The sequence below is a fragment of the Polynucleobacter sp. Latsch14-2 genome (assembly GCF_018881925.1).
Classification (GTDB): domain Bacteria; phylum Pseudomonadota; class Gammaproteobacteria; order Burkholderiales; family Burkholderiaceae; genus Polynucleobacter.
In genome coordinates this window covers 1-20486 of record NZ_JACVPL010000011.1, presented here as the reverse complement: position 1 = coordinate 20486, position 20486 = coordinate 1, and the positions used below count along the sequence as shown (strand labels likewise).

Below are 20486 nucleotides of genomic sequence, written 5' to 3'. Positions count from 1 at the left end.
CGCTGATTTTAAGCTCTAAGCTTATTTCCAGGACACAAGCTCCCACTGGAGATAATCTTCCCAGTATGCATTGCCCCAATAAACGCCATTAGTGACATAGCGTCCAAAGCTTCTGCGAATCACCCAGCGTCCAATTTCCGGGGAAAACCACAGTTCTTCGTCGCGAGTATTCCCGATACGAAAGATGTCATTACTCTGAAAACTAGGTATTTGATTATGAAATTGCAGGGTCAAAAACTCACCGGCCGGAGTCTTCATCAATTCCCATTGGTTTGCACTCAGGTTAGCCGACCAATAATACGTGCCGTCTGGGTAACCCAGCACTTGGTAGCCAGTGGTATAAAAAAGTTTCCAGCCAGCCGAGAGCTGCTCGGGCCACAAAGGGACTGGTTTTACAAACTGCTGTGGCGGAGTCCAATGGGGGTCTTGAATAACATAGCCCCACGGACCTTGAATTTCGTCTGGCAAAGGGCCGGCCTTTGCGCCCACCCTCTGAATGCGAATCTGCTCACCAACCGAAACAATTCTCTCTGTAACAACATCAACCACTTCCTGGTTAAACACATTACGGATGTTGTATACCCACTCTTGACCAACTTTTGGGGCGCGCACGGGCGGAGTGGGTATGGGCTGTACTACCGATACCCCAGTTGGATAAGGTTGGGAAGAAATACAAGCTGATAACAATATAGTTGCTGTCAACAAGAACACTAAGCGCAATGAGCGCCCAAGCAATTTTATTTGTAAGAAGTTAGTTGCCACTGAAAGCTATCCTCCAAAATAAATGCGCCAACTTCCCCTCGAATTTGATAGGAACCTGAGGATTCTTGGGCAACCCAACGTCCGATGCTAGGCGCAAACCATACTGTTTCTTTGCGAACACAGTCGATCTTATTGTCATCATTGCTGACGTAATTAATGAGGTTTTGATAGCGCAAGGTAAGGAAACTGCCGGCCGGGACCGTAATTTGCTCCCAACCATGTGCACTCATATATAACTGCCACTTATTGGGGCTTTCCGGATAGCCAGAAAATGTATATTGTGTATTTACCTGTTTATTCCAGTTTTCTGCTAGCTCTTGAGGCCATAGCGGAATTGCTGGGTTAAAGTTAATGGTGCGTGACCAATGAGAATCAGTAATCACCATCCCCCAAGGCCCTTGAACTTCACTACCTAACTTAGCGCCACTTTCATCAGTCTTCTCAATCACGATGCTTGATCCAATAGACGCAACTCGTTCAGTAGTAAGACCTCGAGTTTTGCCATCAAATACGTTGCGCTTAATATAAGACCATTCCTGCCCAACTTGGGGTGGTCGCACCATCGGAATTGATTTTGGCTGCGCCACAGGCGTGCCCCTCTCATACGAAAGCGGAATACCACAAGCAACCGGAGTCAAGGCTGCTGAGGTAATGAAAGCTCGACGCGATAGTTTCATATTTTTCCCATAATATAAGGGGGTTACAGCCCTATTTCTATTGGATATTGTAATCAAGTAAAGATTAAAAATTAGTGTATCTGCAGTATTTTGGCAATTTTCTTTCGCGAAACTTTGGACTTGGGAATCACCATCTCACCATGCTCAAACCAAGTACGTACATCCTGCTCCAGACCAACCCCATGCATGAAGTTATAGATCGCCTTTTTAAGCCCTACCCCCAAGGCATCATGATCGACACCTGTTGGATCAATAAAGGCGATGTCATTTTTAGCAAAACTTACTGGCGGGAGTGGTATCAAGCTAATCCCATATTCCTCTGGATTTTTACCAACAGGAGAGTGGACGGTACAAGTAAAGCGATGAAAGAACCCACTCTGAATGCAGCCATTCTCAAATAGCTGTCGAACGTACTCCAATGCATCTACGGTCTCTTGGACTGTTTGTGTTGGAAAGCCATACATGAGATAAGCGTGTACCAAAATCCCGGCATCGGAAAATCCTTTTGTGACCTGAGCCACCTGCTCCACAGACACGCCTTTTTTCATGAGATTCAATAATCTATCCGACGCAACTTCTAAACCACCAGACATTGCAATACAACCACTCTTAGCGAGGAGAAGCGCTAACTCAGGGGTAAAGGTTTTTTCGAAGCGAATATTGCCCCACCAAGAAATCAGCACCTTACGACGTATAAGTTCTTCAGCGAGTGCCTTCAAAATCTTTGGTGGCGCTGCCTCGTCCACAAAATGAAATCCTGTCTGCCCGGTTTCAGCAACAATCTGCTCAATCCGATCGACCAAAAGGCTAGCTGATGCGGTTTCATAACGAGAGATGTAATCCAAGCTGACGTCACAGAAGCTACATTTTTTCCAATAGCAACCATGTGCCACTGTCAGCTTATTCCAGCGACCATCACTCCAAAGCCGATGCATCGGGTTAAGCATATCCAAGAGTGATAAATAAGAATCTAGTGGCAAGCCATCCCAAGTCGCTACACCAACCTCTTCGAATGGAATATCGGGCTCTTGCCAATTCATCAACTGAACTTGTCCAAATTGGTTACGAACAAAGGTGCGAACGAGCCTTTCTGCTGAACGCTTGCCATTAAGATGATCAAGGATTGCAAGCAAGGGGCGCTCACCCGAATCTAGGCTAATAAAATCTACGAAATCAAATATGCGTGGTTCAGTAAGCTCACGTAATTCTGTATTGACATAACCGCCGCCTAAGGCAATCTTGATATTTGGATACTGGGCTTTAATCGTTTGCGCAATTCTGAGAGCTGCATACATGGCCCCAGGAAATGGCACGGATAAAATAATGAGACTCGGCTGATGCTTTTCTACTGCTTGGGTTGTTAATTTCTGAAGATGCAAATCCATCAGCGTTGGCTTAGCAAGTAAAGCATCGGCCAGTGGATTAAATACTGGTTGACTACTGGCAAGCGATTCAGCGTAACGCACAAACTCAAAGCGGTCATCTACTACATCGCGCAACACATCCGATAAGTCATTTAAATATAGAGTTGCCAAATGGCGGGCACGATCATGAGCCCCTAATGATCCAAATGCCCAGGCCAAGGGATCACTAGATTCTCCATCATCGAAGGCGTCCAGAGACAAAAAGCGTGGACCCTCCGGCAAAAAATCACGAGCATTAATGCGGTAACTTAAGGTGTTATCACGCCCCTGCAGAAATGCAATTACGGGCTCTATCGTATCTTGATAGAGCTCGAAAGCATCCAAAAAATAATTAGCACTAGCGCTACGATTCTCTTCGGCTAGCCTGAGGGCTTGAGTGCGCATCTCAGACATGCCGGCCGAGTTAAAGAAACTCAACACTAGTGCAAGCGCCAAATCCTCCTGCACCGCAGCGATATTGCGAGATCTTAAAAAACCAGTGAGATAAGCAGTAGATGGATAGGGGGTATTGAGCTGCGTCATCGGCGGAATGAGACTAAGAACCTTCATGATGACTCCATGAGGTTCAACTCTTCCACAGTAAACCCCGCCTGCTTGCGTGCTTCAATATTGAATGGACCCCTGAGAGTGGGCGCGCGATATTTCTTAGCTAGCTCTCTATAAGCTGTAATCGGTGAGATGCCATCTCTAGCGCACAAGAAATTAAACCAGCGATTACCAATTAATACATGACCAATTTCATCATGGAGAATAATCTCCAAGATTTCAACTGCCCTGTTATCTTTAATTTGCTTAAACCGATCACGAATTCCAGGAACCGCATCTAGACCTCTTGCCTCCATGGTCCTTGGAACTAATGCCATTCTGGCAATCACTGCATCTGTCGTTCTCTCAACCATCTCCCACAAACTATTGTGCGCTGGAAAATCGCCATAGGTAAAGCCAAATGACTGCATGTGCTTATTCACCAAACTAAAATGATAGGCCTCTTCTTTCGCAACCCTTAACCAATCCTCATAGTACTGTGTAGGCATATCAGGAAAACGCCAGATAGCATCTAATGCAAGATTCATGGCATTAAATTCAATATGAGCGAGTGAGTGCAATAAGCTTGCCCTACCCTCAACGGTATCCATTCTTCTTTTTGGAACCTGCAAAGGTGGCACCAGGTCTGGCTTTTGGGGACGCCCGGGTAGCGTTGATTTTTCAAAGCTGTAGTTGACAGACAGGTCTAAAGTAATGCGTTGCTGCTGATACTCATCAAATAAGCAATGCAAGCGACTTACCTTAGCTTGCACATCCGTATCTACCAAGATTGCGAGGGAAATTTCTCGTAACTCAAGCATGGGAGTGGCAGGCTTAAATTGCCTACTCCCACTCAGTAGTAGCCCACAAATAAAACACAACAAAATCAACAACTTGTAATTCAAAATTGTGAGTTGTGTAACTTTTGCGTAACATTTTGGTGACTTAAGGATTCTTAATTGTTTTTGAGAGTATTAGTATACATAGGGAAATTTGTAGAACTTACACAATGTGTAACTAAAAAACTCCCCTACAACGCTACAAGTCTATACCTCTATCTAAATAAGAGATTTTTGATGAGTATCTAAATTAGAAGCATTGTCAGCATTGGCTACTCTTCGTTCGGCAATTTTACAATACTCTTCGCTAATATCAATACCAATGTAATTTCTATCTAACTCTTTAGCAACACGCAAAGTAGTTCCACTACCACACATAGGATCTAAAACGATATCTCCTTCGTTAGACCAAGACAATATATGATCTCTAGCTAACTGAGCTGGAAAAGGAGCTGGATGCTCTTTAGCTTCCTGATCTTCTTTCTTCTTACCAACAACATATTCCCATATGTTGCCTTTAACCTTCTCAGCCTTAACCGGATTCGCTAATTTTTTTCTTGTTTGCTCACCTTTAGAATAGTTTTTGTAAGTTGTAGTTCCAAGCTCTAATCCCGCATGTAAACAAGGAACCATGATTGCGTTATGTTTTGCCACAGTTCCTTTAGAAAATACAAACATATACTCAAATTCATTGTTGTATCTTTTTCTATAAATCTGAGGAATAGGATTTGCCTTCCTAAAAATCATGGTGTCATGTAAATTAAAACCTTCTTCCATGAATCCTAATGCTTGCCTAAAGCTAGTTCCAGTTTCTGTACCTTTTACAGTAGCATCAGCAACAACCCAAACTACTACTCCACCTTCTTTAACAACTCTGTAAAGTTGCTTAATAATTCTTGGAAACTCAAATGTAAATCCCTTGTAGTCTCTAAGTCCATCGTATGGCGGAGATGTAACTACAAGGTCAATTGAATTGTCATCTAACTTGACTAAACCAGTAACACAATCTTCGTTAAGAATCGTGTTTGTTAATTTTGAAGTGCTCAATTTGTTCTCATTCCTAGAATATCATTGTCGGAAACGCCTTTAATGACTTCTATTTTACTATCTAATTTGTGAACTTTCAAGAGTGCTTTTAATGCTTCATCATGCGATAGTTTCATTATCTTATCTTGTTCGTTATGTAGATAAGTTAAAGCCTGCTCCTTAGCAATAACTATTGATTCTCTAGCGGCTATCTTCTCAGTTATCCAAAATTCATCAATTTTGCTATTAAAACTAAGCATCGTATTGTTAACAGCATTCCAGTAATTTTGAGCATCTTTTGAAGGCATTAAATTCTTAACAGAATTGAATATTTTAAGAAGCAAAGAATCTACAGCTTCTTCACCAGCCAATTGCTTCAACGCTACTAATACAGAAAGATGAGAGTAAGTGAAGATACATACATTCCTTGTACTAGCTTGTTCATAGATTTGACTAGACCTAATAGGCAACTGATATATAGGACAAACTACCATAGCAAATGGCTTACCTCTTTTCCAACCATCCATTGCTTGTACTTTGAAGTCTTTTTGATTTTTCGCTGTCCTACTTAATCTGAATGTTTTAGCATCTGCTACAAAACTATATTCCTTAGCAAACGCATCCACATCAGCCGCATCGGCTCTCTCAGTAAGAACATTACTTTTGAACCCTAAAAACTTGTATGTTTCACAGAGTAAAGCATCAGTGTATTTGCTATATAGTTTCTCTTCACTACTATCGTGACTGTACTGCTCAGGTATATCACCAGACAATCTTAGATGATCTAGCAATGCGTCTACACCGTCTTTTTTGATTTCTTCACTTAGTTCTTTTTCAAGCCTATCAAAGTCACCAGAAAAGTCACCACTCAGTTTTTCAATTTCTTTAATCCAATAGACGCGACGATCTATGCCAGATTGCTTAATTACATTAGCCATCAAGTTCCCAATATTAAGTGATAGTAAAGATAAGAGTAAAACTACTCTAGATTGATAACTATCACTTCTTGATTTTTGCTCTTGCTTTGGCTAATTTCGCTGTATTTTCCTCACGCTTTTTATCTACTGCTTTGATGTAGCTTGCGAATTCACCAGCTTGATAGCTTTTCTTAAAAGATTCAAGCATAGCTTTTTCTGTACCTTTATTCCACTTGATTGCCTGTCCATCAAACAAGCCAAAGATACCTATGCTTGGAACAAAGCGTCCATCTCTAAACCAACTGCGAATTGGCTCATTCTTGTTGTTTAACACTTCTTCATTATTCAATAGCTTCTCTTGCTGTTCAATACCGTGCTCAAGCATCTCCTCTGTAGTCAGCTTCTTGTCTGCTTTGATAGCATCTGGCTTGCCGTAAGTGTCAAAGAATCCCATGTGTGCTCTCCTTAGTAGTAGCTATGTTGAAAAGCCCTACTCTAGCCCAACACTTTCCTAGTGTCAATGCCTACTTGTCATGCTCATAAAGATACGCTAGGATTTCAAATAGCTTGAAACTTGAGCTTTCATCGTACCTACTTAAATCTAAAGGACTGCCATGTACAGACAACCCATGACTAACTACACATATGGCAAGTTCTTAATTATTCATGATTACATTAAACCGACTAAGGCCGAACTAAAAAGGCTCCTAAAGAGTAGCTTGGTTGAAGAGCTAAAGCCACAGACAAGAAATAGTGATGATGAATACTTTTCGCGAATAATTAGCGAAGCATTTAGGATAGCTGACAAGCCATTGCGATATAAGAGCTATAAGATGTACAGGGTTGCTGACACATCTATATCTACTTTTTATGCCTTAAGAGAAGAGTACATTGCTTCTATTTCATTTACTGAAGATGAGTTTAAGAAACTAGATCTAGCTATAGATTTATTCAATGGAATTAACAATGCTAAAGGTAATGTATCTCATTGGCAAGATTGTCATGAAAGACTTTTGAAGCAATTTGCCAATACAAAAACACCTCATGATTACGACTTATCTAAGTTAGATTTTTCTCATGCTATTGAGCATGACAGAATCTACGGTACTGATTTACTTAATCAAGCTATAGATGATATAAAAAATCTTAGCAAAAATTCTTGGTAATCAAACAAGTTCTACTGCCTTACGCATCATGTCATCGCTTGCGTCAATGTATACCATTGTTGTTTGTGCTGACTTGTGACCCATTAGCTTTTGAAGTACGCGAATGCCAACTCCTTTGCTACTAATTTGTGTAGCAAAAGACCTACGCATTGAATGACTTGATGCGTTATCAATACCACATGCTGAAAACAAATAGTGCCAGTATTGCGTAAGTGTGTTTGGACTGAAGCCATCGCTAGACTTCTTTTGAGAATAGAACAGCTTACGCTTGCGGTCTTTAATGTCCAATGTCTTCACATAAGAATCTAGCTCCTTGTGTAGCTTGTCACTTATATAAATTGTCCTAGCTACATTGCCTTTTGTAATATCTGACTTGAGTAAAATTTCACGCCTAACATTTCCATCACAGTCTACAGCGTCCTCAATGCGTAAAGCACTAGTCTCCCCTACCCTAGTGCCAGCACAGTACATTAAATGAAGCATAGCCCTATTTCTAGCACTATGCTTTCGTGTAGCTATGTAATCAAGTACTCGTCTAAATTCTTGCTGTGTTAATGTCTTAGCTTGCTTTGCCATCTTGTTCACCTCAAATGTAATGTTTTCTACATTTTTAGTGTATTGTCTTGTATTAGAAATTCCTACCTGTTTTTTGTCTTTTTGTGTCATAGTGTTTTCTTATTCAAAATCAACGACTTAGCTGTTCTTTTCGTCAAAATATAATAAAACTTATTATTTTGTTATATTTGCTTCCTAGTGCCGTTGTTGTAGTGCCACACTTATTTAACTGTTTGCGTATAAGCCCTACAAGCTGTTGATACGCTTTTCTGCTGTCCTGGTATTCAGCGTACAGTTTTAAGCGTTTGTAGCTTGTTCTAGTGCGTCTAGTTTTGGATTTAATTGTTTAACTGTTTTGCTTAGTAGCTTATTTTTGGCAAAGCTACGCTAATTAAGCACTCTTTAAGTGCTTATTAACCATTAACCGCAAGCGTCAACTAAGGACTGGAGTGCTTAGATTAGTAAAAGTAGAGCCTATCTAGCTCTAGCTTATCTATCTTTTTTGTAATGTATCCCGACCAACCATCTGTAATCTCTTCAACCTTGTATCTATACATCTTGTCCTCACTATCTTTGTCGGCACGATAGTTAGGATTGCTCATTTCAAATTCACCACTTAACTCAATAGCTTTTACAATCTGCTTATGGAAGTCTTCATTAGTGTAGCTATCTGGTTTTTGAAGTAAGAAGTGTGTGTGTAAATCAACACAGCTACTGTTATCACCCTCTATGCTACCTATAGCTACTAACTTTTTTCCATCACGCTTGTATGCGTTTTTAAGAACTAGTTTGTTCATCAGGTGTACAAGTCTTGTGTTTGCTCTTTCTAGCTCATCTCTTGTTAAGTGTCTGTACACCTTACCATCAGCAACATAGCGTGACTTTGGAACATGTTTGTAAAATACTTTTTTTGGCATAACAGTCAGTCCTTGCGTCAAACCAAGTTCTTTAGCACTCGTCAGCCACTTAACAACTTCTAATCTGTTATCTCTTTTCGCTACTACTTGTTCAAGCATCTTTACACCTATATTTTTTGTATAGATATATTTATGCTTAATGTAAGGATAGGTAAAATTTTTATGAAAAAGTTATATATATCAACAAGTTACGGCAGATTTTGAAAGTATTTTGGTAGGAAAAGAGGCTAAAAGGTATTACAGTAGCTATTCCTGTAACTACTTTGGAGTATGAAATGGCTACTATGTCCGCACTTAAACTTGTAACAAGCAAGAAACAATCTACTGTTAGTCCAGTAGTCAATCGCCGCTTGAAGTTGCTTGCTAAAGTACAAGAGCAAATTGAACTTTGTACAGCTAAAAAAGAAGGTAATAGCTACGCACCTAAGCGTCTTAAAACATTCACAGATAAAGAAACTGGTGAACGCAAGACTATTGAGACTGTTAAGCGAGTTAAAGAATGGTTCTGGATTGCCGATACAGGCAAGATTCATCTTGCTATCAAGTATGGCTCTAAGACACTTATGCTTAATAAGAAAGGTGCTAACGCTATTGAAGTTAGCAATGGTGATGAACTTATTACCACACTAAAACACATCGCTGGCTCAATTGAAAATGGTGAGCTAGATGAGTTCATCAATGATGTTAGTAAAGCTACCCGCGATAGCTTCGCAAAGTAGCAATGGTTTTGTACAAGTATCCTTTTCTATAAATATAAGAAAAGGATACTTTGTATGAGACTATTTGAATTTACAAACGCTGAAGAACAACTTAAGCTATTACAACTGATATTTGATACTACTTTTAGTACGATTAGACAGCAAGCAGAGCAACAAGCTAGAGAAAAGGCAGAGCAATCTAGATTGAGTAAGTTAAAGCCTAAGCGTAAATCTAGTAGTAAAGCTAAGTCAATACCGAGTATTAAAGCTCCACCCCCACCTAATCCCCTTACTAAGCCTAGCAAGCCTACTGCTACCCCTACCCAACCTTCAGCTAAATCTAGTCAACCCCTTAGAGCCCTACCTAGTCACCCTACCCAACCCCAAACAAATACCACAACTACCCTACCCAATAAAACAGTAGCCCCCACAGCTTTACCCCATATCAAACCCATACCCCCAGTAAAGCCTACTGTAGCCACCAAGTACCCTATCAAGTCAAAGCTGAATAGACAACTATACCCGCATGAAGATGACGAACAAGATAGCTACTAGAAAAGGGTCCTAGCTTCGTAAAAAATTGAGCTACGGATTTTTTAGGTGAAGTACTTATACTTTTGGGCTGGTGATTTTTTACCTATACCCCCACCATATTTCACACAAATGCGTCTTTCGGCGTTAAAGAGCGGTGTTTTACCCATTTTTTATAGTAATTTGTAAAACAATGAGCATGGTGACGACAGGCATAGCTAAAATACTATTTGGGAACAATCATTCCATCTATTGTGTAGTATCCAGCCATTGCTTGCGTTGTCAAGATATCTTCATCAATATGATAGTAAGTCTTTTCAATCTGTGTCCTACTTGTTCCACACATATCAGCTACATCCTTATAGCTTAATCCTGCTTTAATTCTGTTTGTGATGAAGTAATGTCTAAAGCTATATGGCACTAATTTACGCTTACCCACATCAATATCAGCCGCTTCTAATATCTTCTTAAAGTGATGAGTAACTGCTCTCTGACTTACAACATTGATTCCATTAAAGCTGAATACAAAGTTTTCTGCGAATGGCTTCTTAGTATGCGTAGGAGTTGTTAGCTTGAACAAGTTATCAAAGTACTCCACATCTACTATCTTTACTTCTCTAGACTTTCTTACTTTACTTGTCTCTTTTCTTACGCTAATCTTTACAAAGTCTATTTGCTCACCTTTGATTGTTTGATTTTGGAATGTAATATCTTTCCATTTCAACTGCTTTTGCTCACCTGTTCTTAGTCCACATATTGAAGCTATTAGTAGATAGTTAGCAGAAAGCACTCTCGCCTTATTCTCTAAGTCGTTTAAGTCCTTCATAGCTTCTTCAATATACTTAGGTATTGCTAATCTAAAAGCCCATACCTCTTCATCTGTAAATGACGATCGTCTTACAGCTTCTTCAGGTGTATTGCGAATTGATATCGTTTCAAAGTCAAATCCATCAATGTAAACCTCACCTTTCTTGTGAAGCCATTTCATCATTGAGTTGATTGTGCTTTGTTCATTGGCTATCGTAGACAAAGCTGTAGTCTTTGTAGCACTTGGTTTCTCTCTATTTTTAGCGTAATCCGCACAGCTATCTCTATCTAGCTCTTTTAGTTTTGTGTCACGCTCAATAAAGTCTAGCCAATGCTCTAAGTGTGCTCGTATTGTTCCGTACCTACCCTTAACAATACTCTTAGTAGTTCTGCTATCAATGTGTCCTTTTCTGTACTCCAAGTACATCAAGACACCATCCTTAGCTGTTTTAGAGTAGTAAGTCTTTCCGCTATCTGTATCCGACTTGATTTTTACGAAGTGTTTTTTTGCTGTGTCTATTGCTGTAACTTGATTCTTAGTGTTCAAGCTAAGTCTTACATACCTACGCTCTTTTACAAGCCAATAGCGAAACTGCCATATGTCACCTCGTTTATAGATGACAGCCTCGTCGTAAATCAGTATTTCATCTTCACTAAAAGTCTTTTTTTTCAGCGACATTTTTTGGGCTTGGGTAGTTACAGTTTTTCATTGCTACTTTGCTGTGTAGCAACTTGTGTAACTGTAACTTCAAATCGTACCTAAATACAAGTGTTAATTGGCGTTTGTGTGATTTATGTGTAACTTTAAGTCCATATAAATCAACAACTTACGCTCAATTACTACTCCCACTCGATCGTTGCTGGCGGCTTTCCGCTGATGTCGTACACAACACGATTGATGCCGCGAACTTCATTGATGATGCGATTGGAAACCTTACCTAGTAATTCATGGGGTAAATGTGCCCAATGTGCCGTCATGAAATCCTGCGTTTGTACTGCTCTGAGTGCCACAACATATTCGTATGTTCTGCCATCACCCATCACTCCAACGGATTTAACTGGTAAGAAGACGGCGAATGCTTGGCTTGTTAAGTCATACCAAGATTTTTGGCTGGGTTCATCAATGGTATTGCGTAACTCTTCGATGAAAATAGCATCAGCACGTTGTAATAAGCTGGCAAATTCAGCTTTCACCTCACCTAAAATGCGCACGCCTAGACCTGGCCCTGGGAATGGATGACGATAGACCATCTCACGCGGCAAGCCAAGGGCAACCCCCAACTCTCGCACTTCATCTTTAAATAATTCACGCAATGGCTCAAGTAATTTGAGATGCATGTCTTCAGGTAAGCCACCGACATTATGATGACTCTTGATGGTGTGGGCGCCCTTCTTACCTTTACCGGCAGATTCAATCACATCTGGATAAATAGTGCCTTGAGCAAGCCACTTGGCATTGGCAATCTTTTCGGATTCTATCTGAAAGATTTCCACAAACTCTTTACCGATAATTTTGCGCTTCGCTTCTGGATCAGCAACGCCTGCTAATTGACCCATAAATGTATCTTTAGCATCAACACGAATGACTTTAACGCCAAGATTGCGTGCAAACATCTCCATCACCATGTCGCCTTCATTCAAACGAAGAAGCCCATGATCCACAAACACACAGGTAAGCTGATCGCCAATCGCACGATGAATTAAAGCAGCGGCAACACTGGAGTCAACGCCTCCCGATAAACCCAGAATGACCTCTTCATCACCAACTTGCTTACGAATATTTTCAACAGCTTCAGCGATGTAATCACCCATTACCCAGTCAGGCTTGCATTTGCAAATTTCATGTACAAAGCGCTCAATAATTGCAGTGCCTTGAATCGTATGCGTTACCTCTGGATGAAATTGGAATGCATAGAAATGCCGTTCTTCGTCAGCCATGCCAGCAATCGGGCAAGACTCTGTAGATGCCATTAACTTAAATGAAGGCGGCAATGTTGTGACGGAATCTCCGTGACTCATCCATACCTTCAAAATGCCATGGCCATCGCTAGTAGAAAAATCCTGAATACCTTTAAGGAGATTAGTATGGCCTCGAGCACGCACTTCGGAGTAACCAAACTCACGGGCTTTACCCAAAGACTCAGCGGAAGCGACTGCGCCACCCAGTTGGGTTGCCATGGTCTGCATACCATAGCAAATACCCAAGACAGGGACACCTAATTCAAAAACAATTTGTGGTGCACGCGGACTGTCCACCTCTGTGACTGAACTGGGGCCGCCTGAAAGAATGATCCCTTTACCGCCCTGCTCCTGGATAAATTTACGAATAAATTCAGGGTCGCAATCATAGGGGTGAATTTCTGAGTAAACCCGTGCATCACGCACGCGCCTTGCAATCAGTTGCGTTACTTGTGAACCAAAGTCAAGAATCAGTATTTTGTCGTGCACGAAAGAAACAGCCTTCTTTTAAGTCTTAGTCAATATGGTAATTCGGCGCTTCCTTGGTGATCTTCACATCATGCACATGCGACTCGCGCACACCCGCTGAAGTGATTTCCACAAAATTCGCTTTCTCATGAAGTTCTTCAATGGTTCGGCAACCCAAATAACCCATTGATGAACGAATACCACCAGTCAATTGATGCAAGATCGCAAGCACACTACCCTTGTAAGGTACTTGACCCTCAATACCTTCTGGCACAAGTTTCTCTGCGTTAGCAACAATGTCGCTTTGGAAATAACGATCAGCAGATCCATCTGCCATTGCGCCCAAAGAACCCATGCCGCGGTAACTCTTGTATGAGCGTCCTTGATATAAAAATACTTCACCAGGAGCCTCTTCTGTACCAGCAAACATACCACCCATCATGACAGCGCTTGCTCCTGCGGCTAATGCTTTTGCAACGTCACCTGAATAACGCACGCCCCCATCGGCAATTAACGGAATGCCAGTACCCTTAAGCGCAGTGGCTACATTCACAATCGCACTAATTTGTGGAACGCCAACGCCAGCAACAATACGAGTCGTACAAATAGAGCCTGGACCAATGCCAACCTTAACACCATCAGCCCCGTGATCAGCCAAAGCTTTTGCGGCATCGCCAGTAGCAATATTTCCACCGATGACTTGCACTTGCGGGTAATTCTTCTTAACCCATTTGACACGATCTAACACACCCTGACTATGGCCATGAGCAGTGTCAACAACAATGACATCCACACCAGCGCGCACTAATAGCTCAATCCGTTCATCATTGTCTGGGCCGACACCGACAGCAGCGCCAACACGCAACTTGCCTTCGCTGTCTTTGCATGCATTAGGATGCTCAGTGGCCTTCAAAATATCTTTAACGGTAATGAGGCCACGCAACTCAAACTTGTCATTGACAACCAAAACGCGCTCTAAGCGATGATGGCTCATTAAGCGTTTTGCTTCGTCTAATGTGCAGCCCTCTTTTACAGTGATCAAACGCTCACGTGGCGTCATCTTCGTTTTTACTGGTGCGTCCAAATCCTCTTCAAAGCGCAGATCTCGGTTAGTGATAATGCCCACCACTTCTTTGCCCGTCAGGACTGGGAAGCCTGAGAAACCATGTTCACGTGATAACTGAATCACTTGACGTAAGGTGGTATCTGGACCAACCGTAATAGGATCGCGCAGTACACCAGACTCATAACGCTTTACCTTAGCCACTTCACGAGCCTGCTCGGCAGGGGTAAGATTTTTATGAACAATGCCAATACCACCTTCGCTGGCCATGGCGATTGCCAATCGACCCTCGGTCACCGTATCCATAGCCGCAGAGACCAATGGTGTATTAAGCGAGATGTCTCGAGTTAACTTACTTGCCAGACTGGCATCTCGAGGGAGTACCGATGAATAAGCCGGTACAAGGAGCACATCGTCAAAAGTGAGTGCTTTTTGAATGAGTCGCATGCAAAACCCCTAGTCACAAAAACAGATTATAGCCTCCTAGCCTTTCTTTTAGCAGCGGCAGCTTGGAATTTAGCATCTTGATTTTGATTGGCCTTCTTACGCCGCACTGTCTTAGGGTCAATGAGGAGTGGAGAATAAAGCTCTAGCCTGTCACCCTCATAAATAGGGCTATCCCAGTCTTTGCGCTTACCAAATACCCCAAAACAGCCCTTTCGCGCCAAAACAGGGTCTTCCGCACTGCTAGCAATACCTAGTTGAATTAGGGCTTGCCCTAGGCTCGGAATCTCACCCTCAGCCAATTTCAACTGAAAAGCCTTCAGAATGGGCTTCCCATCCCTTGCATCGCAAATAAAGATCTTAATGGCATTATTGGCCATATAAATCTTCAGCCCGCTTAACAAAGCAATCTACAAAAGTACCAGCAATGTGACCAAAAACAGGTCCGATGAGCTTATCCAGAATAACGCTCTTGAACTCCCAATGGAGCTTGAATTCAACCTTGCAAGCATCCTCTTTTAAGGGAATGAAGTTCCACTGACCAGAAAAATGCTTAAAAGGTCCATCTACAAAGACCATATCAATGGTTTCAGGGCGATGGTTGATATTACGGGTATGAAAGTACTGATTAATGCCCTTGAACTGAATATTGATTTTGGCCTCCAAAACGGTTTCATTTTGCTCAAAAATCTCTACGCCGCCACACCAAGGCAGAAACTCGGGATAGCAAGCAACATCAGTTACCAAACCATACATTCGGTCAGCTGACTGCCCAATTAAAACGGTCTTGTAGACGTCTGCCATAATCGATCTTGAGAAGCTAAATAAATATGAGTATCGTCGATAACAAAAAAGCCTTCTTCGATTATTTTATCGAGGAACGTTTCGAGGCAGGGCTGGTTCTAGAAGGCTGGGAAGTTAAAGCCATTCGAGCAGGTCGCGTGCACGTCAAGGAAGCGTATGTTGTCATTCGCAAGGCGGAGCTGTTTTTAATCGGGTGTCACATTACCCCCCTACTTTCAGCCTCCACCCATGTCGTTCCCGATAGTACGCGCACGCGCAAGCTACTTCTTAACGCAATTGAAATTCGCAAGCTCATTGGCAAAGTTGAACAAAAAGGCTATACGCTGGTTCCCTTAAACCTGCATTTCTCCAAAGGCAATGTCAAATGTGAGATTGGTTTAGCGCGCGGTAAGAAGCAGCATGACAAGCGGGCAGCCACCAAAGAACGCGAATGGGAAGTGCAAAAAGGTCGCATTGCCCGGGGCGATTTAAACGCTTAAAAAGGCAGCAGAGCCTATCCCTAGGGCTAATAGGGTCAAATCCGAACATTTATGCACTATAAAAGTGCACCCCAGCACCAAGCTGCTTCAAACTTTGAAACTAAACCATTCTGAAGGCATTAGTTTGTAACTATGAAATCGCCTTTTGATGAAATGCTTGATGCCACCGGCAAAGCAAGACCCCACTACCAAGTTTTCCATAACTGGCTAAAACAGCAAAGTGACACCCTGATGGGTCTCAAACGGGCTGAAGCTGACCTAATATTTCGTAGGGTCGGCATTACCTTTGCTGTTTATGGGGATGATTTAGGCTCTGAAAGAACCATTCCATTTGACCAAGTTCCTAGAATCTTTACAGCCAAGGAGTGGGAGCAATTAGAAGCTGGCTTACGTCAACGCGTAAAAGCACTCAATCGCTTTATCTATGACGTCTATCACGACGAAGACATCATTAAGGCAGGCATTGTTCCAGCCGAACAAATATTTAACAATGCGCAATACCGACCAGAGATGCGCAATGTCAGCGTGCCACGCGATATCTACGCACAGATAGCGGGGATCGATATTGTGCGCGCCGGCGAAGGCGAGTTCTACGTCTTAGAAGATAACCTGCGTGTTCCTTCTGGTGTCTCTTACATGGTTGAAGACCGCAAGATGATGATGCGCCTCTTCCCTGATTTGTTTCAGAAGTATCGTGTCGCACCAGTCGAACACTATCCTGACCTATTGCTAGAGTGCCTGAAGACGGTTAAACCAGACGATGTGAAAAAACCCAATGTAGTAGTGCTCACGCCAGGCATGTACAACTCAGCCTACTTTGAGCATAGCTACCTAGCACAACAAATGGGAGTTGAATTAGTTGAGGGAAAAGATTTATTCGTGAAGAATGAACAGGTCTTTATGCGGACGACTCAAGGGCCAGAGCGCGTTGATGTGATTTATCGCCGTGTTGATGATGATTTCCTTGACCCACTCGCATTCCGCTCAGACTCTACCCTAGGCGTTGCTGGACTACTCTCTGCGCATCGCGCCGGCAATGTGACTCTAGCAAATGCAATTGGTACAGGTATTGCTGATGACAAATCGATCTACCCCTACGTTCCAGAAATGATCGAGTTTTACCTTGGTGAAAAACCGATTCTGAATAATGTTCCCACTTTCCAATGTCGCAAACCTGATGACCTTGCTTACACACTGGCCAACCTTGAAAAGTTAGTTGTCAAACTCACCCATGGTGCTGGTGGCTATGGCATGTTGGTTGGCCCAGCCTCCACCAAGGCTGAGATCGAAGAGTTCCGCGGTCATTTGATTGCCAACCCCGACAAATATATTGCTCAACCCACACTCGCACTATCTACCTGCCCCACTTTTGTAGAGTCCGGTATTGCGCCAAGACATATTGATTTAAGACCATTTGTATTATCTGGAAAAACTATCAAGATGGTCCCGGGTGGATTAACCCGAGTAGCTCTCAAAGAAGGCTCTTTAGTCGTGAACTCCTCGCAAGGTGGCGGCACTAAAGATACCTGGGTTCTAGAAGAATAAGGCCGAGGAAAAGAATATGCTTAGCCGCACCGCAGATTGCTTATATTGGATGGCCCGCTATACCGAGCGCGCAGAAAATACCGCTCGCATGCTCGATGTAAATCACCAAACATCGCTGTTGCCACAACCCGAAGAGTTCTTAGAGCAAAGTTGGAGAAAGCTTCTCACTATTTCCAAGCTTGAAGACGCATTCATGAGTAAATATGATGTGCTTAATCGAGAAAATGTGCTCGACTTCATGATCTATGAAACCAGCAATCCTTCGAGTATCGTGTCCTGTCTTTTTGCGGCCCGTGAGAATGCTCGCGTGATTCGAGGCAAGATCACTTCCGAGGTTTGGGAAACGCAAAATACCACCTGGCTAGAATTGCAACGCATTCTGGAGGCTAGAAACCAAGCTGACCCCAGTCGACTACTAGAGTGGGTTAAGCATCGTTGCCACTTATTTAGAGGTGTCATGCATGGCACTATGCTGAAGAACGAAGCCTTCTACTTCATGAGTGTGGGAACCCTACTAGAGCGTGCCGACAATACTGCCCGTATCTTGGAAACTAAGTATGAAGACCAGGCATCACTCAAAGCGCTGCGTGCTGAAAATAAGGCCGATGATGAAGCGGGCGTTGATTTCTTTGACTTCTATCACTGGGCCGCCTTACTTCGTTCGGTATCTGCTTTTGAAATTTATCGTCAGATTTATTCAGATCAAGTTACACCAAAGCAAGTTGCGCAACTGCTGATCTTTAATAAGCAAATGCCCCGCTCGCTAGTTTGCTGCGTCAACGAGTTGATCCCACTCATATCAGAAATGAAGAATCAGCAATCAAAGGAAATTGAACGGCTGCTTGGAAAGCTCAAGGCAAGCCTGGATTATTCAGATATTGATGAAGTATTTTCTCAAGGCCTAGAAGAGTTTATTGAACAGTTTTTAGAGCGCATTAACCACATCGCAGATGAGTTCAGTAATGCCTATCTCATTCCATTGGCAGTAGCCTAAGTACCAACAAAGAGTATATGCATCTTAAGATCCGCCATCGCACTGAATATCGCTATGAAACTCCAGTCCATTATTCAATTCAAGAATTGCGCCTAACACCACCCCAAGTGGCTGGACAGCAGATTGAAAAGTGGAAAGTCAGTACCCCCATTAAATCTAATGTCTCACAAGATGCCTTTGGAAATACCTGCAGCGTCTTTGTTCAAGAAGCCCCATACACCTCGATGATGATTGAGGCTGAAGGCGAAGTAAAAACCCAGGATGCTTTTGAATATCCCGATGATTCAAAGGCGGTCTCACCTTACTACTTGCTTCAACAAACTAATCTGACGGAGCCCTCTGAAGAAATGCTCTCTTACTTTAAAGGAGATCTCCCCAAGAAACATTCAGTTGATGTAGTACTAAAGCTGGCTAGCGCAGTTCAAAATGCTATTACATACGTGCCGGGACAAACCAATTTCGCAACCACAGCAGCCCAATCTTTTGCCATGAAAACCGGCGTTTGCCAAGATCATGCACACGTAATGCTCGGACTCTGTCGTGCCTCTGGAATTCCAGCGCGCTATGTCAGCGGCTATTTCTTTGCTGAAGAATCCCCCAACTTGGCAAGCCATGCTTGGATCGATTTTTGTAGTGATGTCCAAAAGGGGGTATGGACTAGCATTGACATTACACATGCTTGCTTAGTGGATGCTCGCCACATACGACTAGCGATTGGTCGGGATTACTATTCTGCCGCCCCAGTCAAAGGTGTTCGCTCCGGTGGTGGAGGCGAAGAACTGAGTGCCAGCATCTCAATCCAGCAATTGACTTAACGACACTTAAGTTAAGAGATAATTCCAAGAAGTTAATTAAAGGGGTTTTGGAATGACGTATTGCGTTGGGCTCTGCCTAAAGGATGGCTTGGTATTTTTATCTGACTCACGCACCAATGCTGGCGTTGATCAAATCGGCACTTTTAGAAAAATGACATTGTTTCAAAAGAACAATGATCGCTTTTTTACCCTTATGAGTGCCGGTAATCTTGCAATCACCCAAGCCGTAAAAGAAATCTTACTCCAAGGTCAGTTGCTGAATGGAGAAAACCTTTGGACCGTTAAAAATTCACATGATGCTGCCGTAGTGGTGGGTGATGCAGTCAAACAGGTTTATGAGCGCGAACATCAGGCGCTTGAGAAAGCCGGCATTGATTTCAACTGCAATCTGATCTTTGGCGGTCAAATTAAAAATGAGCGCCCACGCCTTTTTAATATCTACTCTGCCGGCAACTTCATTGAAGCAACCCCAGAGACCTGTTATTTTCAAATTGGGGAGTCGAAGTATGGCAAGCCCATATTAGACCGAGTCTTAAGTCACTCTACGCCACTCAATCTGGCCACAAAGTGCGCCCTAATCTCAATGGATTCAACACTCAATAGTAATATTTCAGTTGGCCTGCCTTTAGATCTTTTGGTATACGAGAAGAATTCATTAAAGCCAACAAAGTTGGTAACTATGGATGAATCTAATCCTTATTTCAAAATGATCCATCAGCACTGGGGCGAGAAACTGCGCGAGGCTTTTAACTCAATTGCTGAGCCAAGCTGGAGCGGCGCCCATAAAGCCAGCGCTATCTCTACGCCAGCTAAAAAGATGGGTGCTGTTCCCATCAACCATCAACCGCCTAAGAACATAACGAGAAAGTCTGTCAAAAAGCTAGCAGCGAAGAAGAGATCTTAAATAAAGCACATCTCTAGATTTAATATAAAAAGGGCCCAGCATTTGAACTGACCCACAAAAGTTGGACAGTTTAATTAGGTTAGCACGAGGGATTGAGTTCGGTAATTAACCGGGCTCAATCCCTTCAGTTTTTGTTTGATCCGATCATGGTTGTAATAGTCGATATA

The 20486-nt window shown here is 42.5% G+C and carries 23 protein-coding genes; 8 read left to right on the top strand and 15 right to left on the bottom strand.

The window, feature by feature from the left end:
* Positions 1–21: 21 nt before the first annotated feature.
* From ICN46_RS09355 to ICN46_RS09325, 7 genes are all read right to left on the bottom strand, one after another.
* Positions 22–762 carry a hypothetical protein gene (locus ICN46_RS09355; protein WP_216207824.1) on the bottom strand — a complete coding sequence of 247 codons (741 nt, stop codon included), beginning with the start codon at positions 760–762 and terminating at the stop codon, positions 22–24.
* Positions 738–1439: a hypothetical protein gene (locus tag ICN46_RS09350; protein WP_216207823.1), complete on the bottom strand. Its 702-nt coding sequence runs from the start codon at positions 1437–1439 to the stop codon at positions 738–740. The genes ICN46_RS09355 and ICN46_RS09350 overlap by 25 nt, the downstream gene beginning before the upstream one ends.
* A 71-nt stretch (positions 1440–1510) precedes the next feature.
* Positions 1511–3412, bottom strand: a complete 1902-nt coding sequence (locus ICN46_RS09345) for a B12-binding domain-containing radical SAM protein (RefSeq protein ID WP_216207820.1) — start codon at positions 3410–3412, stop codon at positions 1511–1513.
* Complete coding sequence (locus ICN46_RS09340) at positions 3409–4209, bottom strand: ferritin-like domain-containing protein (protein WP_216207817.1); 801 nt, start codon at positions 4207–4209, stop codon at positions 3409–3411. Before ICN46_RS09340 ends, ICN46_RS09345 begins: the two co-directional genes overlap by 4 nt.
* Positions 4210–4446: 237 nt before the next feature.
* The gene (locus ICN46_RS09335) at positions 4447–5274 is read right to left on the bottom strand and encodes a DNA-methyltransferase (RefSeq protein WP_216207814.1); all 828 of its coding nucleotides are present in this window, start codon (positions 5272–5274) and stop codon (positions 4447–4449) included.
* Positions 5271–6191, bottom strand: coding sequence for a HindIII family type II restriction endonuclease (locus tag ICN46_RS09330; protein WP_216207811.1), 921 nt, complete (start codon positions 6189–6191; stop codon positions 5271–5273). Before ICN46_RS09330 ends, ICN46_RS09335 begins: the two co-directional genes overlap by 4 nt.
* Positions 6192–6252: 61 nt before the next feature.
* Positions 6253–6624: a hypothetical protein gene (locus tag ICN46_RS09325; protein WP_216207808.1), complete on the bottom strand. Its 372-nt coding sequence runs from the start codon at positions 6622–6624 to the stop codon at positions 6253–6255.
* Between the two features lie 175 nt (positions 6625–6799).
* On the opposite strand from ICN46_RS09325, the gene ICN46_RS09320 reads away from it, so the two are divergent.
* Positions 6800–7336 carry a hypothetical protein gene (locus tag ICN46_RS09320; RefSeq protein WP_216207805.1) on the top strand — a complete coding sequence of 179 codons (537 nt, stop codon included), beginning with the start codon at positions 6800–6802 and terminating at the stop codon, positions 7334–7336.
* On the opposite strand, the gene ICN46_RS09315 is transcribed toward ICN46_RS09320, so the two are convergent.
* Both ICN46_RS09315 and ICN46_RS09310 read right to left on the bottom strand, forming a co-directional pair.
* Positions 7337–8002, bottom strand: coding sequence for a tyrosine-type recombinase/integrase (locus tag ICN46_RS09315; RefSeq protein ID WP_255538824.1), 666 nt, complete (start codon positions 8000–8002; stop codon positions 7337–7339).
* A 347-nt stretch (positions 8003–8349) separates the two neighbouring features.
* Positions 8350–8907: a hypothetical protein gene (locus ICN46_RS09310; RefSeq protein WP_216207801.1), complete on the bottom strand. Its 558-nt coding sequence runs from the start codon at positions 8905–8907 to the stop codon at positions 8350–8352.
* A 185-nt stretch (positions 8908–9092) separates the two neighbouring features.
* On the opposite strand from ICN46_RS09310, the gene ICN46_RS09305 reads away from it, so the two are divergent.
* Both ICN46_RS09305 and ICN46_RS09300 read left to right on the top strand, forming a co-directional pair.
* Positions 9093–9527, top strand: a complete 435-nt coding sequence (locus tag ICN46_RS09305) for a DUF6641 family protein (protein ID WP_255538823.1) — start codon at positions 9093–9095, stop codon at positions 9525–9527.
* A 54-nt stretch (positions 9528–9581) separates the two neighbouring features.
* Positions 9582–10061 (top strand): hypothetical protein, encoded by a 480-nt coding sequence (locus ICN46_RS09300; protein WP_216207795.1) that lies wholly within the window; start codon positions 9582–9584, stop codon positions 10059–10061.
* A 202-nt stretch (positions 10062–10263) separates the two neighbouring features.
* Here the strand turns inward: ICN46_RS09300 and ICN46_RS09295 are convergent, their stop codons facing one another.
* The 5 genes from ICN46_RS09295 to ICN46_RS09275 all read right to left on the bottom strand — a co-directional run bounded on the left by ICN46_RS09295 (position 10264) and on the right by ICN46_RS09275 (position 15582).
* Positions 10264–11523 carry a tyrosine-type recombinase/integrase gene (locus ICN46_RS09295; protein ID WP_216207791.1) on the bottom strand — a complete coding sequence of 420 codons (1260 nt, stop codon included), beginning with the start codon at positions 11521–11523 and terminating at the stop codon, positions 10264–10266.
* A 161-nt stretch (positions 11524–11684) separates the two neighbouring features.
* Positions 11685–13292 carry a glutamine-hydrolyzing GMP synthase gene (gene guaA / locus ICN46_RS09290; protein WP_216207788.1) on the bottom strand — a complete coding sequence of 536 codons (1608 nt, stop codon included), beginning with the start codon at positions 13290–13292 and terminating at the stop codon, positions 11685–11687.
* A 25-nt stretch (positions 13293–13317) separates the two neighbouring features.
* Positions 13318–14781, bottom strand: coding sequence for an IMP dehydrogenase (gene guaB, locus ICN46_RS09285; protein WP_216207785.1), 1464 nt, complete (start codon positions 14779–14781; stop codon positions 13318–13320).
* Positions 14782–14807: 26 nt separating this feature from the next.
* Positions 14808–15158 (bottom strand): RnfH family protein, encoded by a 351-nt coding sequence (locus tag ICN46_RS09280; protein ID WP_216207782.1) that lies wholly within the window; start codon positions 15156–15158, stop codon positions 14808–14810.
* Entirely contained in the window at positions 15148–15582 is a 435-nt protein-coding gene (locus ICN46_RS09275) for a type II toxin-antitoxin system RatA family toxin (protein WP_216207779.1), read from the bottom strand. Before ICN46_RS09275 ends, ICN46_RS09280 begins: the two co-directional genes overlap by 11 nt.
* 26 nt (positions 15583–15608) lie before the next feature.
* On the opposite strand from ICN46_RS09275, the gene smpB reads away from it, so the two are divergent.
* From smpB to ICN46_RS09250, 5 genes are all read left to right on the top strand, one after another.
* Entirely contained in the window at positions 15609–16061 is a 453-nt protein-coding gene (gene smpB, locus ICN46_RS09270; RefSeq protein ID WP_216207777.1) for an SsrA-binding protein SmpB, read from the top strand.
* Positions 16062–16193: 132 nt separating this feature from the next.
* Positions 16194–17606: a circularly permuted type 2 ATP-grasp protein gene (locus ICN46_RS09265; protein ID WP_216207774.1), complete on the top strand. Its 1413-nt coding sequence runs from the start codon at positions 16194–16196 to the stop codon at positions 17604–17606.
* 16 nt (positions 17607–17622) lie between these two features.
* The gene (locus ICN46_RS09260; RefSeq protein WP_216207771.1) at positions 17623–18600 is read left to right on the top strand and encodes an alpha-E domain-containing protein; all 978 of its coding nucleotides are present in this window, start codon (positions 17623–17625) and stop codon (positions 18598–18600) included.
* A gap of 17 nt (positions 18601–18617) precedes the next feature.
* Positions 18618–19415 (top strand): transglutaminase family protein, encoded by a 798-nt coding sequence (locus ICN46_RS09255; RefSeq protein ID WP_216207768.1) that lies wholly within the window; start codon positions 18618–18620, stop codon positions 19413–19415.
* A 52-nt stretch (positions 19416–19467) separates the two neighbouring features.
* Positions 19468–20319: a proteasome-type protease gene (locus ICN46_RS09250; RefSeq protein ID WP_255538822.1), complete on the top strand. Its 852-nt coding sequence runs from the start codon at positions 19468–19470 to the stop codon at positions 20317–20319.
* Between the two features lie 74 nt (positions 20320–20393).
* Here the strand turns inward: ICN46_RS09250 and ICN46_RS09245 are convergent.
* Positions 20394–20486: IS3 family transposase (locus tag ICN46_RS09245; protein WP_216208003.1), on the bottom strand; the 93-nt coding region annotated here is incomplete at its 5' end.